Here is a 16,422-nt window from a genome sequence, read left to right on the forward strand (position 1 = left end):
AGGAGATTAACCATGTCAGAGAATGGCTTTCATGTACACGGCGCGCATGAGCATGAAGTCGAGCACCAGGCGCAGAGCGGTTCCGGCCTGGCGCAATACGTCGCAATCTTCACCGCCTTGCTTGCCACGTTCGGCGCCATCGTCAGTTATCAGGGCGGCAACACGCAAAACGAGGCGATGTTGTCCAAAAACGAGGCCGTGCTGAAAAAGACCGAGGCCTCTGACCAGTGGAACTTCTATCAGGCCAAGAGCAACAAAGGTCACCTTATGGAGCTTGCGGCGGACATCGCGCCTGCCGATAAGCAGGAGTATTACAAAAAGCAGATTGAAAAATATGAGACGGAAAAAGCCGAGATCAAATTGAAGGCGGAGGCTTTGGAAATGGCATCAAAACAGGCGGATGCACAAAGCGAACAGTTCATGCGTCCGCATCACAAATTGGCCGAGGCGATGACCTTCATTCAGATCGCCATCTCGCTCGCCTCCATCACCGTACTCACCCGCAGAACCTGGCTGTTCGCCGCCGCGGGCGTTGCCGCCGCGGGTGGGATTGCGTTGTGGGTCATCGCCTGGTTGATGTAGCGCCCCATGAAGGAGATTCTCTACGATTGGGGCGGTGCTAACGTCAGAGTATTTCACTGGATTAACGACCTCCGCGGTGAAGTGATAGACCGCATCATGCTGTTAGGCACGCAGCTCGGCAGCCATACGAATTTTGAGATTTATTTGGCGCTATTGGCCGTAGTTGCCGTACTTTCAGTTTCCAGAAATCCTGCGCAAAACCGTTCGGGCGAGCGAGCCCTGGCTTGGTTAATGGTAATCAGCGTATTGAGCATAGCCTATCTACTCGATGAAGCCCTGCTGAGCTGGCTTAAACCCGCGCTCGATTTTTCCCGTCCTCCGCTCGCCTTGTCGCAGGGCACTGTGCACATCGTGGGGAGACCCGAGTACCATTATAGTCTCCCGAGCGGACACGCCTCCTTCGCCATGCTGATGGCGGCAAGCCTGTGGCCGGTACTGAATGGTTACTCGCGGATCGCCGGCATCATCCTGGTATTGTGGGTGGGGTTATCACGCGTCAGTTTGGGAGCACACTTTCCCGCCGATGTGCTCGCCGGTTATCTATCCAGTTTAATGGTGGTCTTGCTGGTGCGCGGCGCGTTACACAGTCTGCTTCGCTACCGTGCCAAACCGGGGACGCTCTGACACATCAGAGATTCTTTATCAGCCTCTCAACAAACCCAGCTACTGATTAATGCGACTTGTCCCGCTCTTCGCTGGTACACACCCAATAACCGCTGTGTGTCTGCTTGGCCTTATACATCGAACGGTCCGCACAACGCATCAGGCTGCCGATATCCGCGCCGTGTTCAGGCCAGAGAGCAATCCCGATACTAATGCTGGTCTTGAGAATCAAACCTGTAATGACAAACTTCACTTCCAATGCCTTGAGAATCTTCTCGGCACAACGAATGACCCCTTCCAAGTCTATGCCCGGCAATAAGGCCACAAATTCATCTCCGCCCAAACGGGCCACAGTGTCGCTCTCGCGCAGCGCCTTCACCAGCCGCTCGGCCACCTGCTCCAATAAGAGATCCCCTATCTGATGCCCGTGCAGGTCATTAATCTCCTTAAAGGAGTCGAGGTCCATGAGCAACAACCCGACGATATCATGCTTGCGCTGACCCGCCTGCATGAGCTGCCCGGCCTGCGTGTATAAAAAGACGCGGTTGGGCAGCTTGGTGAGCGGATCATGGGTTGCCTGATATTCAAGGCTGGCGGACTCTCTCCGCGCCTCACGAAGCTTGTTGACCATTGCACGGGTATTTTCCACCGCTCGCTGCAAGCTCACGGCAAGGCTGCCCAACTCGTCTTGGCTGGTCGCGGCGATCTCGACATCGAGATCGCCCGCCGCCATCCGCCGCGCCGCCCCATCGAGCGCCTTGAGCCGGCGGCTGATATAGCCGGAAATAACGACTGCCAGCGCCAACCCCAATACCAGCGAAACCACCAAGGCGGCGACAATCAAGACTCGCGCCGATTCATAAAGACGATCGCCACGACGGCTCGCCTCCACCCCGCCCTTTATATTAAGAGCAGCCAGCTTATCCAAATGCTGCGTCATCTCATTAAAGCGCTGTTGAGATTCTCCACGCAGCAAGGCCCACGCCTCCTCATCTTTGTTGACCAGGGAGAACACAATAATCTGCGCGTGAACTTTAAGATAGGCATCCCAGGCCTGTACGAAATTTTGGTAGAGCTTTTCCTCCTCCTGTATGGAAATCAGGCGTTGGTAATCGTGCTGCGCGGTGGTAATTTTATTTAATTGCTTGTCTAATTCCTGCTCGTAGGAACGCCTATCCTCTTCGGAAGTAGAAAGGACATGCTGCACCTCGGCGATGCGGAATTGGTCAATATGATTATTGATATTCGCGCTCGCCACTATGCTCGGCAGCCAGTCCAGCTCTATCTCGGTCGAGACGTACTTGACCTTACCCAAGTGCTCAAGGGCGTAGACCCCAATAAACCCGGACAAGCCGAGCAGGAACAGAAACGCCAAGATGAGCTTGGTCAGGATTTTGAGGTTATAGAACCATTGCACCCCCCAACGGTATCCCAGCGATCTTGACCGTGCAATAGCATCCAGGCGCCCGGATGAAGATCGGCGCAGAATCTGGGTATAATAGAGAGTTCACAAAACCTTGAGCCTTCAATTCCATAAGGGCGCCTCTAAAAATGATGGATTTTGCTTCAAGACAAGGCGCAGCGCCGTCGAGCAGGGCAGCATACACGCCAGTATGTGAGCAGAGCAGACAAGCTGCAACGCAGTATTGAAGCAAAAGACGCATTTTTAGAGATGCCCTTAAGACTGGTCTACCCTGCCCAACGACACCCAAAACACTACGACCTAATCCATGGCCAGTAAATTAAGCGACAAGGAACTGCGCAGCCGCGTCAAGCTGTTAGGCAGCCTGCTGGGGAATGTGCTCCACACACAGGCCGGCGGCCGTGTGCTTAAAGCGGTCGAGATGCTGCGCAAGGGCTACATCGGCTTGCGCAAACAACCTAATCCGCGCAAGCGGCGCCGCCTCACACAGCTTATCAATACCCTGGATACCGAGACACTCAGTCACGTGATCCGCGCCTTCAGCACCTATTTCAGCCTGGTCAATATCGCGGAGGAAGACTATCAGCACCGGCAACGCCGCCTGCAGGTGCGCGCCGGCGGGCCGCTGTGGGTAGGCTCCTTCGATCACACCCTGCGTCAGCTCCACTCGCAGGGCATCAAACCCGAGCAGTTGCAAAGCCTGCTCGATCGTCTTGCCTATATTCCGGTGATTACCGCACACCCCACCGAGTCCAAGCGGCAGACCATCATGGAGGCGCTGCGGCGGATCTTCGTCACCAGCTCACGCCTCAATGACTCGCGGCTCGGCAAGCGCGAGCGCGAGGAGGTCATCGAAAAGCTGGAAAGTCAGATTCAGATCCTGTGGAAGACCGACGAGATGCGCGTCCAGCGCCCGCAAGTGCGCGACGAAATCAAAAACGGCCTGCTGTATTTCCACGAATGTCTGTTCCAGGCAATACCGACCACCTACCGTTACATGGAACAGGCCATTGAACGCACCTATGGGAAAGACGCCTCCCTGCGGGTGCCGAGTTTCATGCGCTTCGGCTCCTGGATAGGGGGTGATCGTGACGGCAACCCCAACGTCAAACCCGAAACCACGGCGCTGGCCCTGCGCCTGCAGGCCCGTGCGGTATTGCTGGAGTATCTCAACCGCGTCACCGCGCTGAGCCGGATACTGACCTATTCCAGCCAATTGTGCACCCCTACCCCGGCCTTGCTGGAAAGTCTCAAGCTCAGCGAACAATTCTGCGGCAAAACCTTCGGCGAAAATCGGGATCGCTTCAGTAACGAACCGTATCGCCGCAAGCTTTACATCATCCGCCACCGGCTGGATTGCAATCTGCGCACCATCCGCAAGCGCCTGCAGGGCGAGGACCTGCCGCTGCAGGAAGGCGCCTACGCCACTGAACAGGAATTATTGAACGACCTGTATCTGATCTATGACTCGCTCTGCTCGCACGGCGACCGCAACATCGCCGACGCCGAACTCAAGGACCTGATCCGGCTGGTGGAGACCTTCGGTTTTTTCCTGTTGCGTCTGGATGTGCGTCAGGAATCATCCCGCCACACCGGGGCCGTCGCGGAGTTGTTCGCAGCGCAACCTGACAAGATTGATTATCCGGGCCTGAACGAAGCGGAGCGTATCGAAGCGTTGACCACGGCCATCGCCCGCCGCGAGCCCTTGCTGACCGATCCGGCGGTACTGAGCCCCGAGACCCAGGAATCGCTGGAGGTCTTGAGGGTCATGGCCCGAATGCGCGCGGAGGTGAGCCCGCAGGCCTTCGGCAGCTATGTCATCTCCATGACGCATCAGGCGAGCCACGTCCTCGAGGTGATGCTGCTGGCGCGTCTCGCAGGTCTCGCGGGACGCAACGACCACGGCTGGTTTTGCACCCTCCACGTCACGCCCTTATTCGAGACCATCGAAGACCTGACCCGCATCGAACCCCTGCTCACCGCCTTGCTGGACAACCCCACTTACCTCTCGCTGCTCAAGGCTTGCGGCAATCTGCAAGAGGTGATGCTGGGGTATTCCGATTCGTGCAAGGACGGCGGCATCCTTGCCTCGGCCTGGAATCTCTACGAGGCCCAGAAAAAGATCACCGCCCTCACCGCCGCGCGAGGCATCGAATGCCGGCTGTTCCACGGGCGCGGCGGCACCATCGGGCGCGGCGGCGGCCCCACCCATGAGTCCATCCTGGCGCAGCCGCAGGGCACCGTGCGCGGCCAGATCAAATTCACCGAGCAAGGTGAAATGGTCTCGTACAAGTACAGCAATATTGAAACCGCCGTGTACGAACTTTCGGTCGGCGTCACTGGGCTTATCAAGGCCAGCCGCAGCCTGATCCAGCCTCCCGGCCAGGACAATCCCGACTACCTCGGCATCATGAACGAACTTGCGCAGAGCGGCGAGACCACCTACCGTGATCTCACTGACCGCACTCCCGGCCTGCTCGATTATTTTTACCAGGCGACACCCATCAACGAAATCGGACAACTCAACATCGGCTCGCGCCCTTCCCACCGCAACAAGGCCGATCGTTCCAAGAATTCCATCCGCGCCATCGCCTGGGTGTTCGGCTGGGCGCAGTCGCGCCACACCCTGCCGGCCTGGTACGGCATCGGCGCAGCGCTGCAACGCTGGCAGGGCGAAGACCCGCGGCGTCTCGCCCAACTGCAAGCCATGTACCGCGACTGGCCGTTCTTCCGGGCGCTGCTCAGCAACACCCAGATGGCCCTGTTCAAGGCCGATATGGATATCGCCAGGGATTATGCCGGGCTGTGCGAAGACATCACGCTCGCCGAACGCATCTACCCCGTCATCCAGACCGAATACGAGCGCACCGTGAAGGAAATCCTGAAGGTCGCCAAGTCCGTCACACTGCTCGATGAGAACCCGCCACTGGCGCTGTCACTCAGCCGCCGTAATCCCTATCTCGATCCGCTCAACGCGATCCAGCTCACCCTGCTCAGGCGTTACCGTGATCCTAATCTATCGGAGACGACCAAGGACGTCTGGCTCATGCCGCTGCTGCGCAGCATCAACGCCATCGCGGCGGGGATGCGGAATACGGGTTAAGCACCAGCCGGTCAAGAGTCTCTAATTGACTTAACTCAGCCCGTTACCGATACTTGTCCCTCTCAGAATCGGAACAACCGACCATGCAGCAACCGCCCCTCGTCCAAATCCGCAATCTGCGTTTCGCGCGCGGCGAGCGCGTGATCTTCGACGGCGTGGATCTCGACATACGGCGCGGCAACGTGACCGCCATCATGGGGCCGAGCGGCACCGGCAAAACCACCTTGCTGCGCCTGATCGGCGGGCAATTGCGCCCCGCGAGCGGCAGCGTGATGGTGGACGGGCTGGATATTGCCAAGCTCTCGCGCGGCGAACTCTACGAACTGCGCAAGCGCATGGGTATGCTGTTTCAGAGCGGCGCGCTGCTTACCGATCTCAACGTCTACGACAACATCGCCTTTCCGCTGCGCGAGCACACCAAGCTCCCCGAGCCCTTGATCCGCGATCTGGTGCTGATGAAGCTCCAGGCGGTGGGCCTGCGCGGCGCCCGCGACCTGATGCCTAGCGAACTGTCGGGCGGCATGGCGCGGCGCGTGGCGCTGGCGCGCGCCATCGCCCTCGATCCCATGATGGTTATGTACGACGAACCATTTGCCGGTCAGGACCCGATTTCGCTCGGCGCCATCGTGCAGCTCATCCGCACCCTCAACGACGCCTTGAGCCTCACCAGCGTTGTGGTCTCCCACGACGTGACGGAGACGGCCAGCATCGCCGATTACATCTACGTGCTGTCGGAGGGCAAGGTCATCGGCCACGGGGCGCCTGACGAGCTGGCCAAATCGCCGTCGGCCCAGGTGCAGCAATTCCTGCAAGGGCTCGCCGACGGGCCGGTGCCCTTCCACTACCCGGCCCCCGACTACAGCGCAGATCTGCTGGACAGCGGCTGATGACAGACTGGTTACAAAGCCTAGGCCAATGGGGGCTCGGGGTGTTCGAGCGCGTGGGGCGCGGGACACTGTTTCTGCTGCAAACCCTGCGCGGCCTCACTGCCTTGGCGAGGCGCCCCCTGTTGGTGATTCAGCAGGTCCACTCGATAGGGGTATTATCGCTGCTCATCATCGTCGTCTCGGGCCTGTTTGTAGGCATGGTGTTAGGCCTGCAGGGTTATAATACTTTGGTGGACTTCGGGGCCGAGCAGTCGCTCGGCGTGGTGGTGGCCTTATCGCTGGTGCGTGAACTGGGGCCGGTGGTCTCGGCGCTGTTATTCGCCGGACGCGCCGGCTCCGCACTGACGGCCGAGATCGGACTGATGAAATCCACCGAACAGCTCTCCGCGATGGAGATGATGGCGGTAGACCCGATCACCCGCGTCATCGCGCCGCGCCTGTTGGCGGGCTTCATCGCGATGCCACTGCTCGCCGCGATCTTCAGCGCCGTGGGAATATATGGGGGCTATTTTGTCGGCGTGGGGCTGCTCGGCGTGGACGAAGGTACGTTCTGATCGCAGATACAGGACCATGTAGGCTTTCGCGAAGACATCCTGAACGGCGTCGTCAAGAGCCTGGTGTTCGGCTTTGTGGTGACCTGGATCGCCGTGTTCGAGGGTTACGACACCCTGCCCACCTCCGAGGGCGTAAGCCGCGCCACCACCCGCACCGTGGTGCACGGCTCGCTCGCCGTACTGGCGTTGAATTTCGTATTGACCGCGCTGATGTTTGGAGAAACTTAAATGCTACAAACCAGGACCATCGAAGTTTCCGTCGGGATCTTCATCGCGCTGGGTTTCGCCGCCCTGCTCGTGTTGGCCATCAAGGTCAGCAACTTTAACGTGTTCGGCGACCTGAATGCCGATAACAGTTATCAGATCACGGCCAAGTTCGCCAACGTCGGCAGCCTGAAGAGCGGCGCACCGGTCACTATCGCGGGCGTGCGGGTGGGGAGAGTCACCGCCATCGGCATAGACAAGACCACCCATGAGGCTCGGGTAACGCTGAACATCGAGAACAGATACCGCGACATCCCCGCCGACACCTCGGCCAGCATACTCACCGCCGGGCTGCTGGGCGAACAATATGTGGGCCTGGAGCCGGGCGGCGATGAAACCTTACTCAAGAACGGCGATCAAATTACATTGACCCAGTCGGCGCTGGTGCTGGAAAAGATCATCGGCGAATTCCTTTTCAGCAAGGCGGCGGAAGGCAAGGACAAGAAGTGACCGCGCCGCTATTCAGACCGCGCATTTTCTATTCCATTGGCTTATAATAATCGTTTGTTATAACTGGCAAAAATCATCCCTATGAAACTCATTACCAAGACCCTGCTCGCTCTAGTACTGACGCTCTTCAGCGTGCCTGGCCAAACGTGGGCGAGCATGCCTGCCGACGAACTGGTCCGCGAGACCTCGGAGCGTATGCTGACGGCGCTTAAAAACGAGCACGACGCCCTCAAGGCCAATCCCGCCAAACTCTATGCCCTGACCGAAGAGATCATCCTGCCCCATTTCGACTTCGAGCGGATCTCAAGCTGGGTGCTGGGGAAATACTGGCGCGAGGCTACGCCAGAACAAAAGAACCGTTTCACCCAGGAGTTCCGCAATCTGCTGGTGCGCACCTATGCTACGGCTATGCTGGAATACTCCGGCCAGGAGATCAAATACCTGCCCTTCAAGGCCGACGCCGGGGCCAACACGGTCACTGTGAGGACCGAGGTCGTGCAGCCTGGCGGCCCGGCTATCCCGATCAACTACAGCCTGTTTGTGAAAGAGGGTGAGTGGAAGGTCTACGACGTGGTGGTCGAAAACACCAGCCTGGTGGCCAGCTACCGCAGTTCATTCGCCAACGAAATCAGACAGAGCGGTCTCGATGCCTTGATCGAAAAGCTCGCCAGCCGCAGCAATCAGCAAAGTGGAAAATCCGCTGTTGCAGAGTGAGCTGCGGCTGCACATCAATGGCGATGGCCGCTATCGCCTGCCAGAGGCACTGACCTTCGCCACGACGCCACAGCTTTATCTGCAAACGGCTGAGATGTTCAACACCCCGCTACCACGCCTGACCTTCGACCTTGCAGGCGTGCAGCGTGTAGACAGCGCGGGTCTCGCCCTGCTGCTGGAGTGGCTGCGGGAGGCGCGGCGGCGTGGCAAGGAGATCCGCTTTCAAAACATCCCCGGGCAATTGGCCGCCATCGCCAAGGTCAGCGGCCTCAACGATATACTGCCGTTGGCCTAGATTGGCGTGTGTCATGTAGCTGCGCAACGTGACCGCTACTATTGAATGATAAAAAACTCACCGCAGAGGACACAGAGATTTTGGGGTATCCTGAAATAATGCATTTCCTCTGCGACCTCTGCGGTTATATTTCGCAGTCACGTAGCTGCATATCGTGACCTTGCGCTTAGCCGAATAATTCGGCCCCACATTCCCATGACCTTCGCCGTCGAGATCAACAAGCTGCACAAGCATTACGGGAACATCCACGCCTTGCAAGGCATGGACTTCAGTATTGAGCCCGGCGAGTTCTTCGGATTGCTCGGCCCCAATGGGGCGGGCAAGTCCACCCTCATCAACATTATGGCGGGGCTGGCGCGCGCCGGTAGTGGCGCGGTACGCATCTTCGGTCACGATGTAGTGAGCGACTACCGTGCGGCGCGCACGGCGCTCGGCGTAGTCCCCCAGGAGTTGGTGTACGACGCCTTCTTTACAGTGCGCGAGGTGCTGCGGCTGCAGTCCGGTTACTTCGGGCGCGGCCGCGCCAATGAGGCCTGGATTGACGAATTGCTCGAGATTCTGAGTCTCACCGACAAGGCCGACGCCAACATGCAGGCCCTCTCCGGCGGCATGAAGCGGCGGGTGTTAATCGCCCAGGCCCTGATACACAAACCCGAGGTGCTGGTGCTGGACGAACCCACCGCCGGGGTGGACACCGAACTGCGCCAGGCCTTGTGGGAATTCACGCGGCGCCTGCACCGCGAAGGCTGCACCATCATGCTTACCACCCATTACCTCGAAGAAGCTGAATCGCTCTGCGACCGCATCGCCATTCTCGATCACGGCAAGCTCGCAGCCCTGGACAGTAAACAAAAACTGCTCAGCCGCCACCCTTACCGGCTGTTGTCGCTCACGCTCGCCGACCCGGCCAAGGCGTTGCCGGAAGCGCTGCTGCCGCTGGTCAAATCGCGCGACGGCGCGCAACTCACTTTGCGCCTGCACCGGCTGGAGGATCAGATCGGCGGGATTCTCGATGCGTTGCGCGGCGCGGGTCACGAGATCATAGACTTGTCCACCCAGGACGCGGGGCTTGAAGAAGTGTTTATGGAGATCACCTCCAAGGGGTGAGGGGTGAGGCACGCAGCTTCGCAGCGTGACGCTTTTTTTACGCCTCACGCCTAACTCCTCACGCCTCACTTGTAGTTTTAAGGAGTTAAGAGTGAGGAGTAAGAAGCAGTGGCGAGAATGAACACACTCAGCCGCGCCAATTGGCGCGGCCTCTACACCTTGTTCGGTAAGGAGGTGCGGCGCTTCATGAAGGTGCCGGTGCAGACGGTGCTCACGCCGGTGGTCACCTCGCTGCTGTTTTTGCTGGTATTCGGACACGCTCTCAAAGAGCATGTGCAGGTGTTCGCCGGGGTGTCGTACGTCGCTTTCCTGATCCCTGGGCTGATGATGATGGCGATCATTCAAAATGCCTTCGCCAACAGCTCGTCCAGCCTGATTCAGTCCAAGGTCAACGGCAGCCTGACCTTTGTGCTAGTCGCTCCGCTCTCCAGCCTGGAGATGTTCCTCGCCTACGTGGGCGCGGCCGTGGTGCGCGGCACACTGGTCGGGCTGGGGCTGTATCTTGCCGTGCTCGGCGTCGTGCAGCTCCCCGTGTTCAACCTCGCCGCCATTGTCGCGTTCACCCTGTTGGCGAGCGCGACGCTCGGCGCGATGGGGCTGATCGCCGCGGTCTGGGCGATGCACTTCGAGCAACTCTCGGCGTTTCAAAATTTTATTGTCATACCGCTCTCCTTCCTGAGCGGGGTGTTTTACTCCATCCACACCCTGCCGCCTTTTTGGCACGAAGTTTCGCGTTGGAACCCGTTTTTCTATATGATTGACGGATTTCGTTATGGCTTTTTTGGCCAGTCCGATGTGCCGCCCAGCCTCAGTCTGGCGGTCTGTGCGGTTTTTTTTGCAGCGGTCTCGGCATTGAGCATCGCCTTGCTGCGCTCCGGATATAAAATTCGTCATTAAGAACACACAAACAATGGAATCCGACACAATTAAACAGATGATAGAGGCCGGCCTGCCGGGCAGTGAGGCGCGGGTGAGCGGCGACGGCACCCACTTCGAGGCCGTGATTATCAGCGACGCCTTTGATGGAAAGCCCATGCTGGCCCGTCACCGCATGGTCTATGGCGCCTTGGGAGACGCCATGCAGTCGGCTATCCATGCCTTGTCCATGCGCACGTATACGAAGGCGGAGTGGTTGACGGCGCAACAATCTTAATAATTCTTAATAATGGAGAAAGATACAAGATACAAGAGAAAGTTAAAAACACGCCCGACGCTTTGATGTATTTACTTGTATCTTTTCTCTTGTATCTTGTATCTGTATTTGAATGGATAAACTCATCATCACCGGCGGTGTGCCCCTGAACGGGGAGATCCGCATCTCTGGGGCGAAGAACGCAGCCCTGCCGATTCTGGCCGCGACCCTGTTGGCCGATGAGCCGGTGACGGTGCGCAATATCCCGCACCTGCACGACATCACCACCACCATGGGATTGCTGGGCCGCATGGGCGTGACGTTGACGGTGGATGAGCGCCTCACCATCGAGGCGGACAGCCGCACCATCCACACCTTTCATGCGCCCTACGAGATGGTCAAGACCATGCGCGCCTCCATCCTGGTGCTGGGTCCGTTGCTGGCGCGTTACGGCAAAGCGGACGTTTCGCTGCCCGGCGGTTGCGCCATCGGTTCGCGCCCGGTGAATCTGCACATCGCCGGACTCGCGGCGATGGGGGCGGACATCAAGGTCGAGAACGGCTATATCCGCGCCACCGCCAAGCGTCTCAAGGGCGCGCATCTGTTCATGGACATGGTGACCGTGACCGGCACCGAGAACCTGATGATGGCCGCGACGCTTGCCGAAGGCGTCACGGTGATTGAAAATGCCGCACGTGAGCCCGAGGTGGTGGATCTGGCCAACTGTCTCATCAGCATGGGCGCCAAGATCAGCGGGGCAGGCACCGACACGCTCACGATAGAAGGCGTGGGGCGGCTCCATGGAACCAGCTACACAGTGCTGCCCGACCGCATCGAGACCGGCACCTATCTGGTCGCAGCGGCGATCACCGGCGGGCGCGTCAAGCTCAAGGATACACAGCCGCACCTGCTCGAGGCCGTGCTGGTCAAACTACGCGAGGCCGGGGCCGCCATCGAGACGGGCGAAGACTGGATCATGCTGGATATGAAAGGAAAACGGCCCACCGCAGTGGATGTACACACTGCACCGTACCCGGCCTTCCCGACCGATATGCAGGCACAGTTCACCAGCCTCAACATCGTCGCCGACGGCGTGGGGACGATTACCGAGACGGTGTTTGAAAACCGCTTTATGCACGTCCAGGAACTCAGACGCATGGGCGCCGACATCACCTTGCAGGGCAACACCGCCATCTGCAAGGGCGTGGAGCGCCTGACCGGCGCGCCGGTGATGGCGACCGATCTGCGCGCCTCGGCGAGCCTCGTGATCGCCGGTCTCGTCGCGGAGGGCGCGACGACAGTAGAGCGCATTTACCATATTGACCGCGGCTACGAGTGCATTGAAGAAAAGCTAACGCAACTGGGCGCGCGGATTCAGAGGGTGCCTGGTTAAAGACAGAGAAAAGATACAAGATACAAGGGAAAAGATTCAAGTAAAATATCTGCGCTCCGAGAGCGCTTTTAACTTTTCTCTTATTGATTAATTAGCAGACATGACAAACAGTACCCTTACCATCGCGTTATCAAAAGGCCGCATCTTGAACGAGACGCTGCCGCTGCTGGCGTATGCGGGCATCGTCCCGAGCGATGACCCCGCCACCAGCCGCAAGTTGATTCTCGACACCAACCATGCCGACATCAAACTGGTGGTGATACGCGCCGCCGATGTGCCGACCTATGTAGAGTATGGCGCCGCGGATCTCGGCGTCGCCGGCAAGGACGTGCTCATGGAATACCAGGGCGACGGCCTGTATGAACCGCTGGATCTCGGCATCGCCCGCTGCCGGTTGATGGTGGCGGGACCGGTGCAACGTGCCGCGGAAACCCCCGCGCGGCTGCGTGTCGCCACCAAATATCCCGGCATCACCCGTCGCTATTTCGCCGAGCAAGGGGCACAGGTGGAAGTCATCAAGCTGTATGGCTCGATGGAACTCGCTCCGCTGGTAGGCCTTGCGGACCGCATCGTGGACCTGGTGGATACCGGCCGCACACTCAAGGCCAACGGGCTGGAAGCCATCGAGCACATCGCCGATATCAGCGCACGGCTGATCGTGAACAAGGCCTCCATGAAGATCAAGCATGCGCGGATCAAGAACCTGATTTCTCGCCTGGCTGAAGCAGTACAAAAACGGCAACCGGCATGAAGCGTCTCACCAGCAGTGCTGCGGATTTCTGGCCCGAATTGGAGCGGCTGCTCGCCTGGGAAGAACAGTCGGACGAAACTGTTGCCGCCACCGTGCGCGACATCCTGTGCGATGTGAAGGCGCACGGCGACAACGCCCTGCTCGACTACACACTGCGCTTCGATCGTCTGCATGCGAAATCCGTCACGGAGTTGGAAATTCCGGCATCGCGTCTTCAGAAAGCGTTACACAACCTGCCCGCCACGCAGCGTATAGCCCTGGAAACCGCCGCGGCGCGCATCCGCGTCTATCACACCCATCAGAAATCCGAGTCGTGGTCTTATACGGAGAGCGACGGCGCCAAGCTCGGTCAACAAATTACCGCGCTCGACCGGGTGGGCCTGTACGTCCCCGGAGGCAAGGCGGCCTACCCGTCATCGGTGTTGATGAACGCCATTCCCGCCAAGGTCGCGGGCGTCGCGGAGCTTATCATGACGGTGCCCGCACCGGATGGCGCAGTAAACGAAATGGTGCTCGCCGCCGCCGCGATTGCGGGTGTGGATCGCGTATTCACGCTCGGCGGCGCACAGGCCGTCGCGGCGCTCGCCTACGGCACGGAGACCGTCCCGCGCGTGGACAAGATCGTCGGTCCGGGCAACATCTATGTCGCCACCGCCAAGCGTATGGTATTCGGCACGGTGGGCATAGACATGATCGCCGGCCCGTCGGAAATTCTGGTGGTGTGCGATGGTCAAACCGATCCTGACTGGATTGCGATGGACCTGTTCTCCCAGGCCGAACATGATGAAGACGCGCAGGCGATACTGGTCAGCCCCGACAGTAAATTTTTGGATCGGGTGCAAGCCGGTATCGAACGCCTGTTACCCGGTATGGAGCGCGCCGAGGTGATTCGCGCCTCGCTCGCACGGCGTGGCGCGCTGATCGCCGTGCGCGATCTCGATGAAGCCATTGAAGTAGTCAACTTTATCGCGCCCGAACATCTGGAACTGTCGGTAGCAGAGCCGGAGCCGCTCGCGGCGCGCATCAAACACGCCGGGGCGATTTTCCTCGGCCGCTACACCTCCGAAGCCATCGGCGATTACTGCGCCGGCCCCAACCACGTGCTGCCCACCTCCCGCACCGCGCGTTTCAGCTCGCCGCTCGGCGTCTACGATTTCCAAAAACGCTCCAGCATCATTTACTGCTCGCCGCAATCGGCCTCCGAGCTGGGCAAGGTCGCTATGACCCTGGCGCAAGGTGAGGGCCTGACCGCGCACGCGCGTTCGGCGGAATATAGAATAAAAAATGTGTAGGTGCGAATTCATTCGCACGCTGGCCGAATCAATTCGGCCCTACAGGTTATGAAAGAAACCTTCACTGAAATTGTAGCGCGTCTTGTACGACCCGAGATACAGGCGCTCGCGCCCTATCATGTCCCCGATGCGACGGGCATGGTCAAGCTCGATGCGATGGAGAATCCTTATCGCTGGCCGCCGGAGATTATTTCTGCATGGCTGGAACAGTTACGCTCCGCACCGCTCAACCGTTATCCCGACCCCGAGGCGCGCACGCTGCGCGCACGGCTCAGGGAAAGCATGGCGGTGCCCGCCCAGTGCGGGATGGTACTGGGTAACGGCTCCGACGAATTGATACAGATGATTGCGCTTGCGGTGGCGATGCCGGACCGGACGATACTCGCGCCCGAGCCGAGTTTTGTCATGTACCCCATGATTGCGGCCTTCACCGGCATGCACTATGTGGGCGTGCCCTTACAAAAGGACTTTTCCCTCGATCTCGACGCCATGCGCGCAGCGATTGTCAAACATCAACCCGCAGCGGTATTCCTCGCTTATCCTAATAATCCGACGGGCAATCTGTATGACGGGCAGGCCATGTGCACGATCATCGAGGAGTGCCCGGGTCTCGTGATAGTGGATGAGGCCTATCACGCGTTCGCCGGCAAGAGCTTCATGGATGCGCTGCAACGCTACCCCAATCTCTTGGTGATGCGTACCCTCTCCAAGATGGGACTGGCCGGGCTGCGTCTCGGTGCGTTGATCGGCGCTCCGGCCTGGCTCACGGAGATCAATAAAATCCGGCTGCCTTACAACATCAACGTGCTGACCCAAATCAGCGCGGAGTTCGCCCTCACGCATCATGACATACTGACGGCGCAGGCCGAACAGATCATCGCCGAGCGCGAGCGGCTCTCCGTGGAACTGAGAAAACTACCCGGCCTCACGGTCTATCCGAGCAGCGCCAATTTCATTTTATTCCGCACTCCCGCCGGCCGTGCGACGGAAATCTTCGACGGCCTCAAGCATCATTTGGTGTTGATTAAAAATCTGGATCACACCGGTGGCGTACTCAAGGACTGCCTGCGGGTTACGGTGGGTACGGCCGAGGAAAACAGGCTATTATTGATTGCGCTGAAGGCCGTGTTATGATGGCTAGGCGCTTGAACAGAGTTATCCTATAATATCCACGATGCCCATCATGAGCCCGCGCAAGAGCAGCGTCACGCGCAACACCCTGGAGACCCGTATCGAGGTCGCCGTCAACCTGGACGGCGCCGGGCTTGCCAATTTAAAGAGCGGCCTGCCCTTCCTCGATCACATGCTGGACCAGATCGCGCGCCACGGCATGCTGGATCTCGACATCCGAGCCGACGGCGATCTACACATTGACGCCCACCACACCGTCGAGGATATCGGCATCACCTTCGGCCAGGCGGTCTTGAAGGCGCTGGGTGACAAGGTGGGCATCCGCCGCTACGGTCATGCCTATGTGCCGCTCGACGAGGCCTTGTCACGAGTGGTGATAGACTTTTCCGGACGCCCCGGCCTGGACTACCACATTGACTTCCCGCGCGCGCGCGTCGGCGATTTCGACATTGATCTGGTGCATGAATTCTTCCAGGGCTTTGTCAATCATGCCATGGTGACGCTGCACATAGACAGCCTGCGCGGCAAAAACGCCCACCACATCGCCGAGACCGTATTCAAGGCGTTCGGGCGCGCGCTGCGCATGGCCGTCGAGCCGGACCCGCGCATGCAGGGGCAGCTTCCCTCCACCAAAGGCAGCCTATAGGGTACCTCTAAAAATAGTGGATTTTGTCTTTAGGCAAGGCGAAATTCTGCGAGGAAGCGGAGTGTACACGGTAGTACATGAGCATTCCGAGTAGA

Annotated in this window: 16 protein-coding genes and 1 pseudogene; 16 read left to right on the forward strand and 1 reads right to left on the reverse strand. The window is 59.1% G+C overall.

What is annotated here, in order from left to right; translation table 11 throughout:
• The first annotated feature begins 12 nt into the window (after positions 1 to 12).
• Together HY028_09815 and HY028_09820 are read left to right on the forward strand one after the other, a co-directional pair.
• Positions 13 to 582, forward strand: coding sequence for a DUF4337 domain-containing protein (locus tag HY028_09815; GenBank protein ID MBI3345130.1), 570 nt, complete (start codon positions 13 to 15; stop codon positions 580 to 582).
• Positions 583 to 588: 6 nt separating this feature from the next.
• Positions 589 to 1,206 carry a phosphatase PAP2 family protein gene (locus HY028_09820; protein MBI3345131.1) on the forward strand — a complete coding sequence of 206 codons (618 nt, stop codon included), beginning with the start codon at positions 589 to 591 and terminating at the stop codon, positions 1,204 to 1,206.
• A gap of 46 nt (positions 1,207 to 1,252) precedes the next feature.
• On the opposite strand, the gene HY028_09825 is transcribed toward HY028_09820, so the two are convergent.
• A complete protein-coding gene (locus tag HY028_09825; GenBank protein MBI3345132.1) occupies positions 1,253 to 2,602 on the reverse strand; it encodes a diguanylate cyclase in 1,350 nt (449 codons plus the stop codon).
• Positions 2,603 to 2,915: 313 nt separating this feature from the next.
• On the opposite strand from HY028_09825, the gene ppc reads away from it, so the two are divergent.
• From ppc to hisB, 14 genes and pseudogenes are all read left to right on the forward strand, one after another.
• Entirely contained in the window at positions 2,916 to 5,711 is a 2,796-nt protein-coding gene (gene ppc, locus HY028_09830; GenBank protein ID MBI3345133.1) for a phosphoenolpyruvate carboxylase, read from the forward strand.
• 83 nt (positions 5,712 to 5,794) lie between these two features.
• Entirely contained in the window at positions 5,795 to 6,598 is an 804-nt protein-coding gene (locus tag HY028_09835; protein ID MBI3345134.1) for an ATP-binding cassette domain-containing protein, read from the forward strand.
• Positions 6,598 to 7,380, forward strand: a pseudogene (gene mlaE, locus HY028_09840) (lipid asymmetry maintenance ABC transporter permease subunit MlaE). The gene HY028_09835 and the pseudogene mlaE overlap by 1 nt, the downstream one beginning before the upstream one ends.
• Entirely contained in the window at positions 7,381 to 7,866 is a 486-nt protein-coding gene (gene mlaD, locus HY028_09845; protein MBI3345135.1) for an outer membrane lipid asymmetry maintenance protein MlaD, read from the forward strand.
• A gap of 81 nt (positions 7,867 to 7,947) precedes the next feature.
• Complete coding sequence (locus HY028_09850; GenBank protein ID MBI3345136.1) at positions 7,948 to 8,580, forward strand: ABC transporter substrate-binding protein; 633 nt, start codon at positions 7,948 to 7,950, stop codon at positions 8,578 to 8,580.
• Positions 8,555 to 8,875 (forward strand): STAS domain-containing protein, encoded by a 321-nt coding sequence (locus HY028_09855; protein ID MBI3345137.1) that lies wholly within the window; start codon positions 8,555 to 8,557, stop codon positions 8,873 to 8,875. Before HY028_09850 ends, HY028_09855 begins: the two co-directional genes overlap by 26 nt.
• A 195-nt stretch (positions 8,876 to 9,070) precedes the next feature.
• A complete protein-coding gene (locus tag HY028_09860) occupies positions 9,071 to 9,982 on the forward strand; it encodes an ABC transporter ATP-binding protein (GenBank protein ID MBI3345138.1) in 912 nt (303 codons plus the stop codon).
• Positions 9,983 to 10,099: 117 nt separating this feature from the next.
• Positions 10,100 to 10,879 (forward strand): ABC transporter permease, encoded by a 780-nt coding sequence (locus HY028_09865; GenBank protein ID MBI3345139.1) that lies wholly within the window; start codon positions 10,100 to 10,102, stop codon positions 10,877 to 10,879.
• A 13-nt stretch (positions 10,880 to 10,892) separates the two neighbouring features.
• The gene (locus tag HY028_09870; protein MBI3345140.1) at positions 10,893 to 11,135 is read left to right on the forward strand and encodes a BolA/IbaG family iron-sulfur metabolism protein; all 243 of its coding nucleotides are present in this window, start codon (positions 10,893 to 10,895) and stop codon (positions 11,133 to 11,135) included.
• 112 nt (positions 11,136 to 11,247) lie between these two features.
• Positions 11,248 to 12,507, forward strand: coding sequence for a UDP-N-acetylglucosamine 1-carboxyvinyltransferase (gene murA, locus HY028_09875; protein MBI3345141.1), 1,260 nt, complete (start codon positions 11,248 to 11,250; stop codon positions 12,505 to 12,507).
• Positions 12,508 to 12,607: 100 nt separating this feature from the next.
• Entirely contained in the window at positions 12,608 to 13,258 is a 651-nt protein-coding gene (locus tag HY028_09880) for an ATP phosphoribosyltransferase (GenBank protein ID MBI3345142.1), read from the forward strand.
• Positions 13,255 to 14,550 carry a histidinol dehydrogenase gene (gene hisD / locus HY028_09885; protein MBI3345143.1) on the forward strand — a complete coding sequence of 432 codons (1,296 nt, stop codon included), beginning with the start codon at positions 13,255 to 13,257 and terminating at the stop codon, positions 14,548 to 14,550. Before HY028_09880 ends, hisD begins: the two co-directional genes overlap by 4 nt.
• A 48-nt stretch (positions 14,551 to 14,598) precedes the next feature.
• The gene (locus tag HY028_09890; GenBank protein MBI3345144.1) at positions 14,599 to 15,684 is read left to right on the forward strand and encodes a histidinol-phosphate transaminase; all 1,086 of its coding nucleotides are present in this window, start codon (positions 14,599 to 14,601) and stop codon (positions 15,682 to 15,684) included.
• Between the two features lie 49 nt (positions 15,685 to 15,733).
• On the forward strand, positions 15,734 to 16,327 hold the full coding sequence (gene hisB, locus HY028_09895; GenBank protein MBI3345145.1) for an imidazoleglycerol-phosphate dehydratase HisB: 594 nt from the start codon (positions 15,734 to 15,736) through the stop codon (positions 16,325 to 16,327).
• Positions 16,328 to 16,422 lie beyond the last annotated feature (95 nt).

This window comes from Gammaproteobacteria bacterium (genome assembly GCA_016195665.1).
In the GTDB taxonomy this organism is placed as follows: domain Bacteria; phylum Pseudomonadota; class Gammaproteobacteria; order SURF-13; family SURF-13; genus JACPZD01.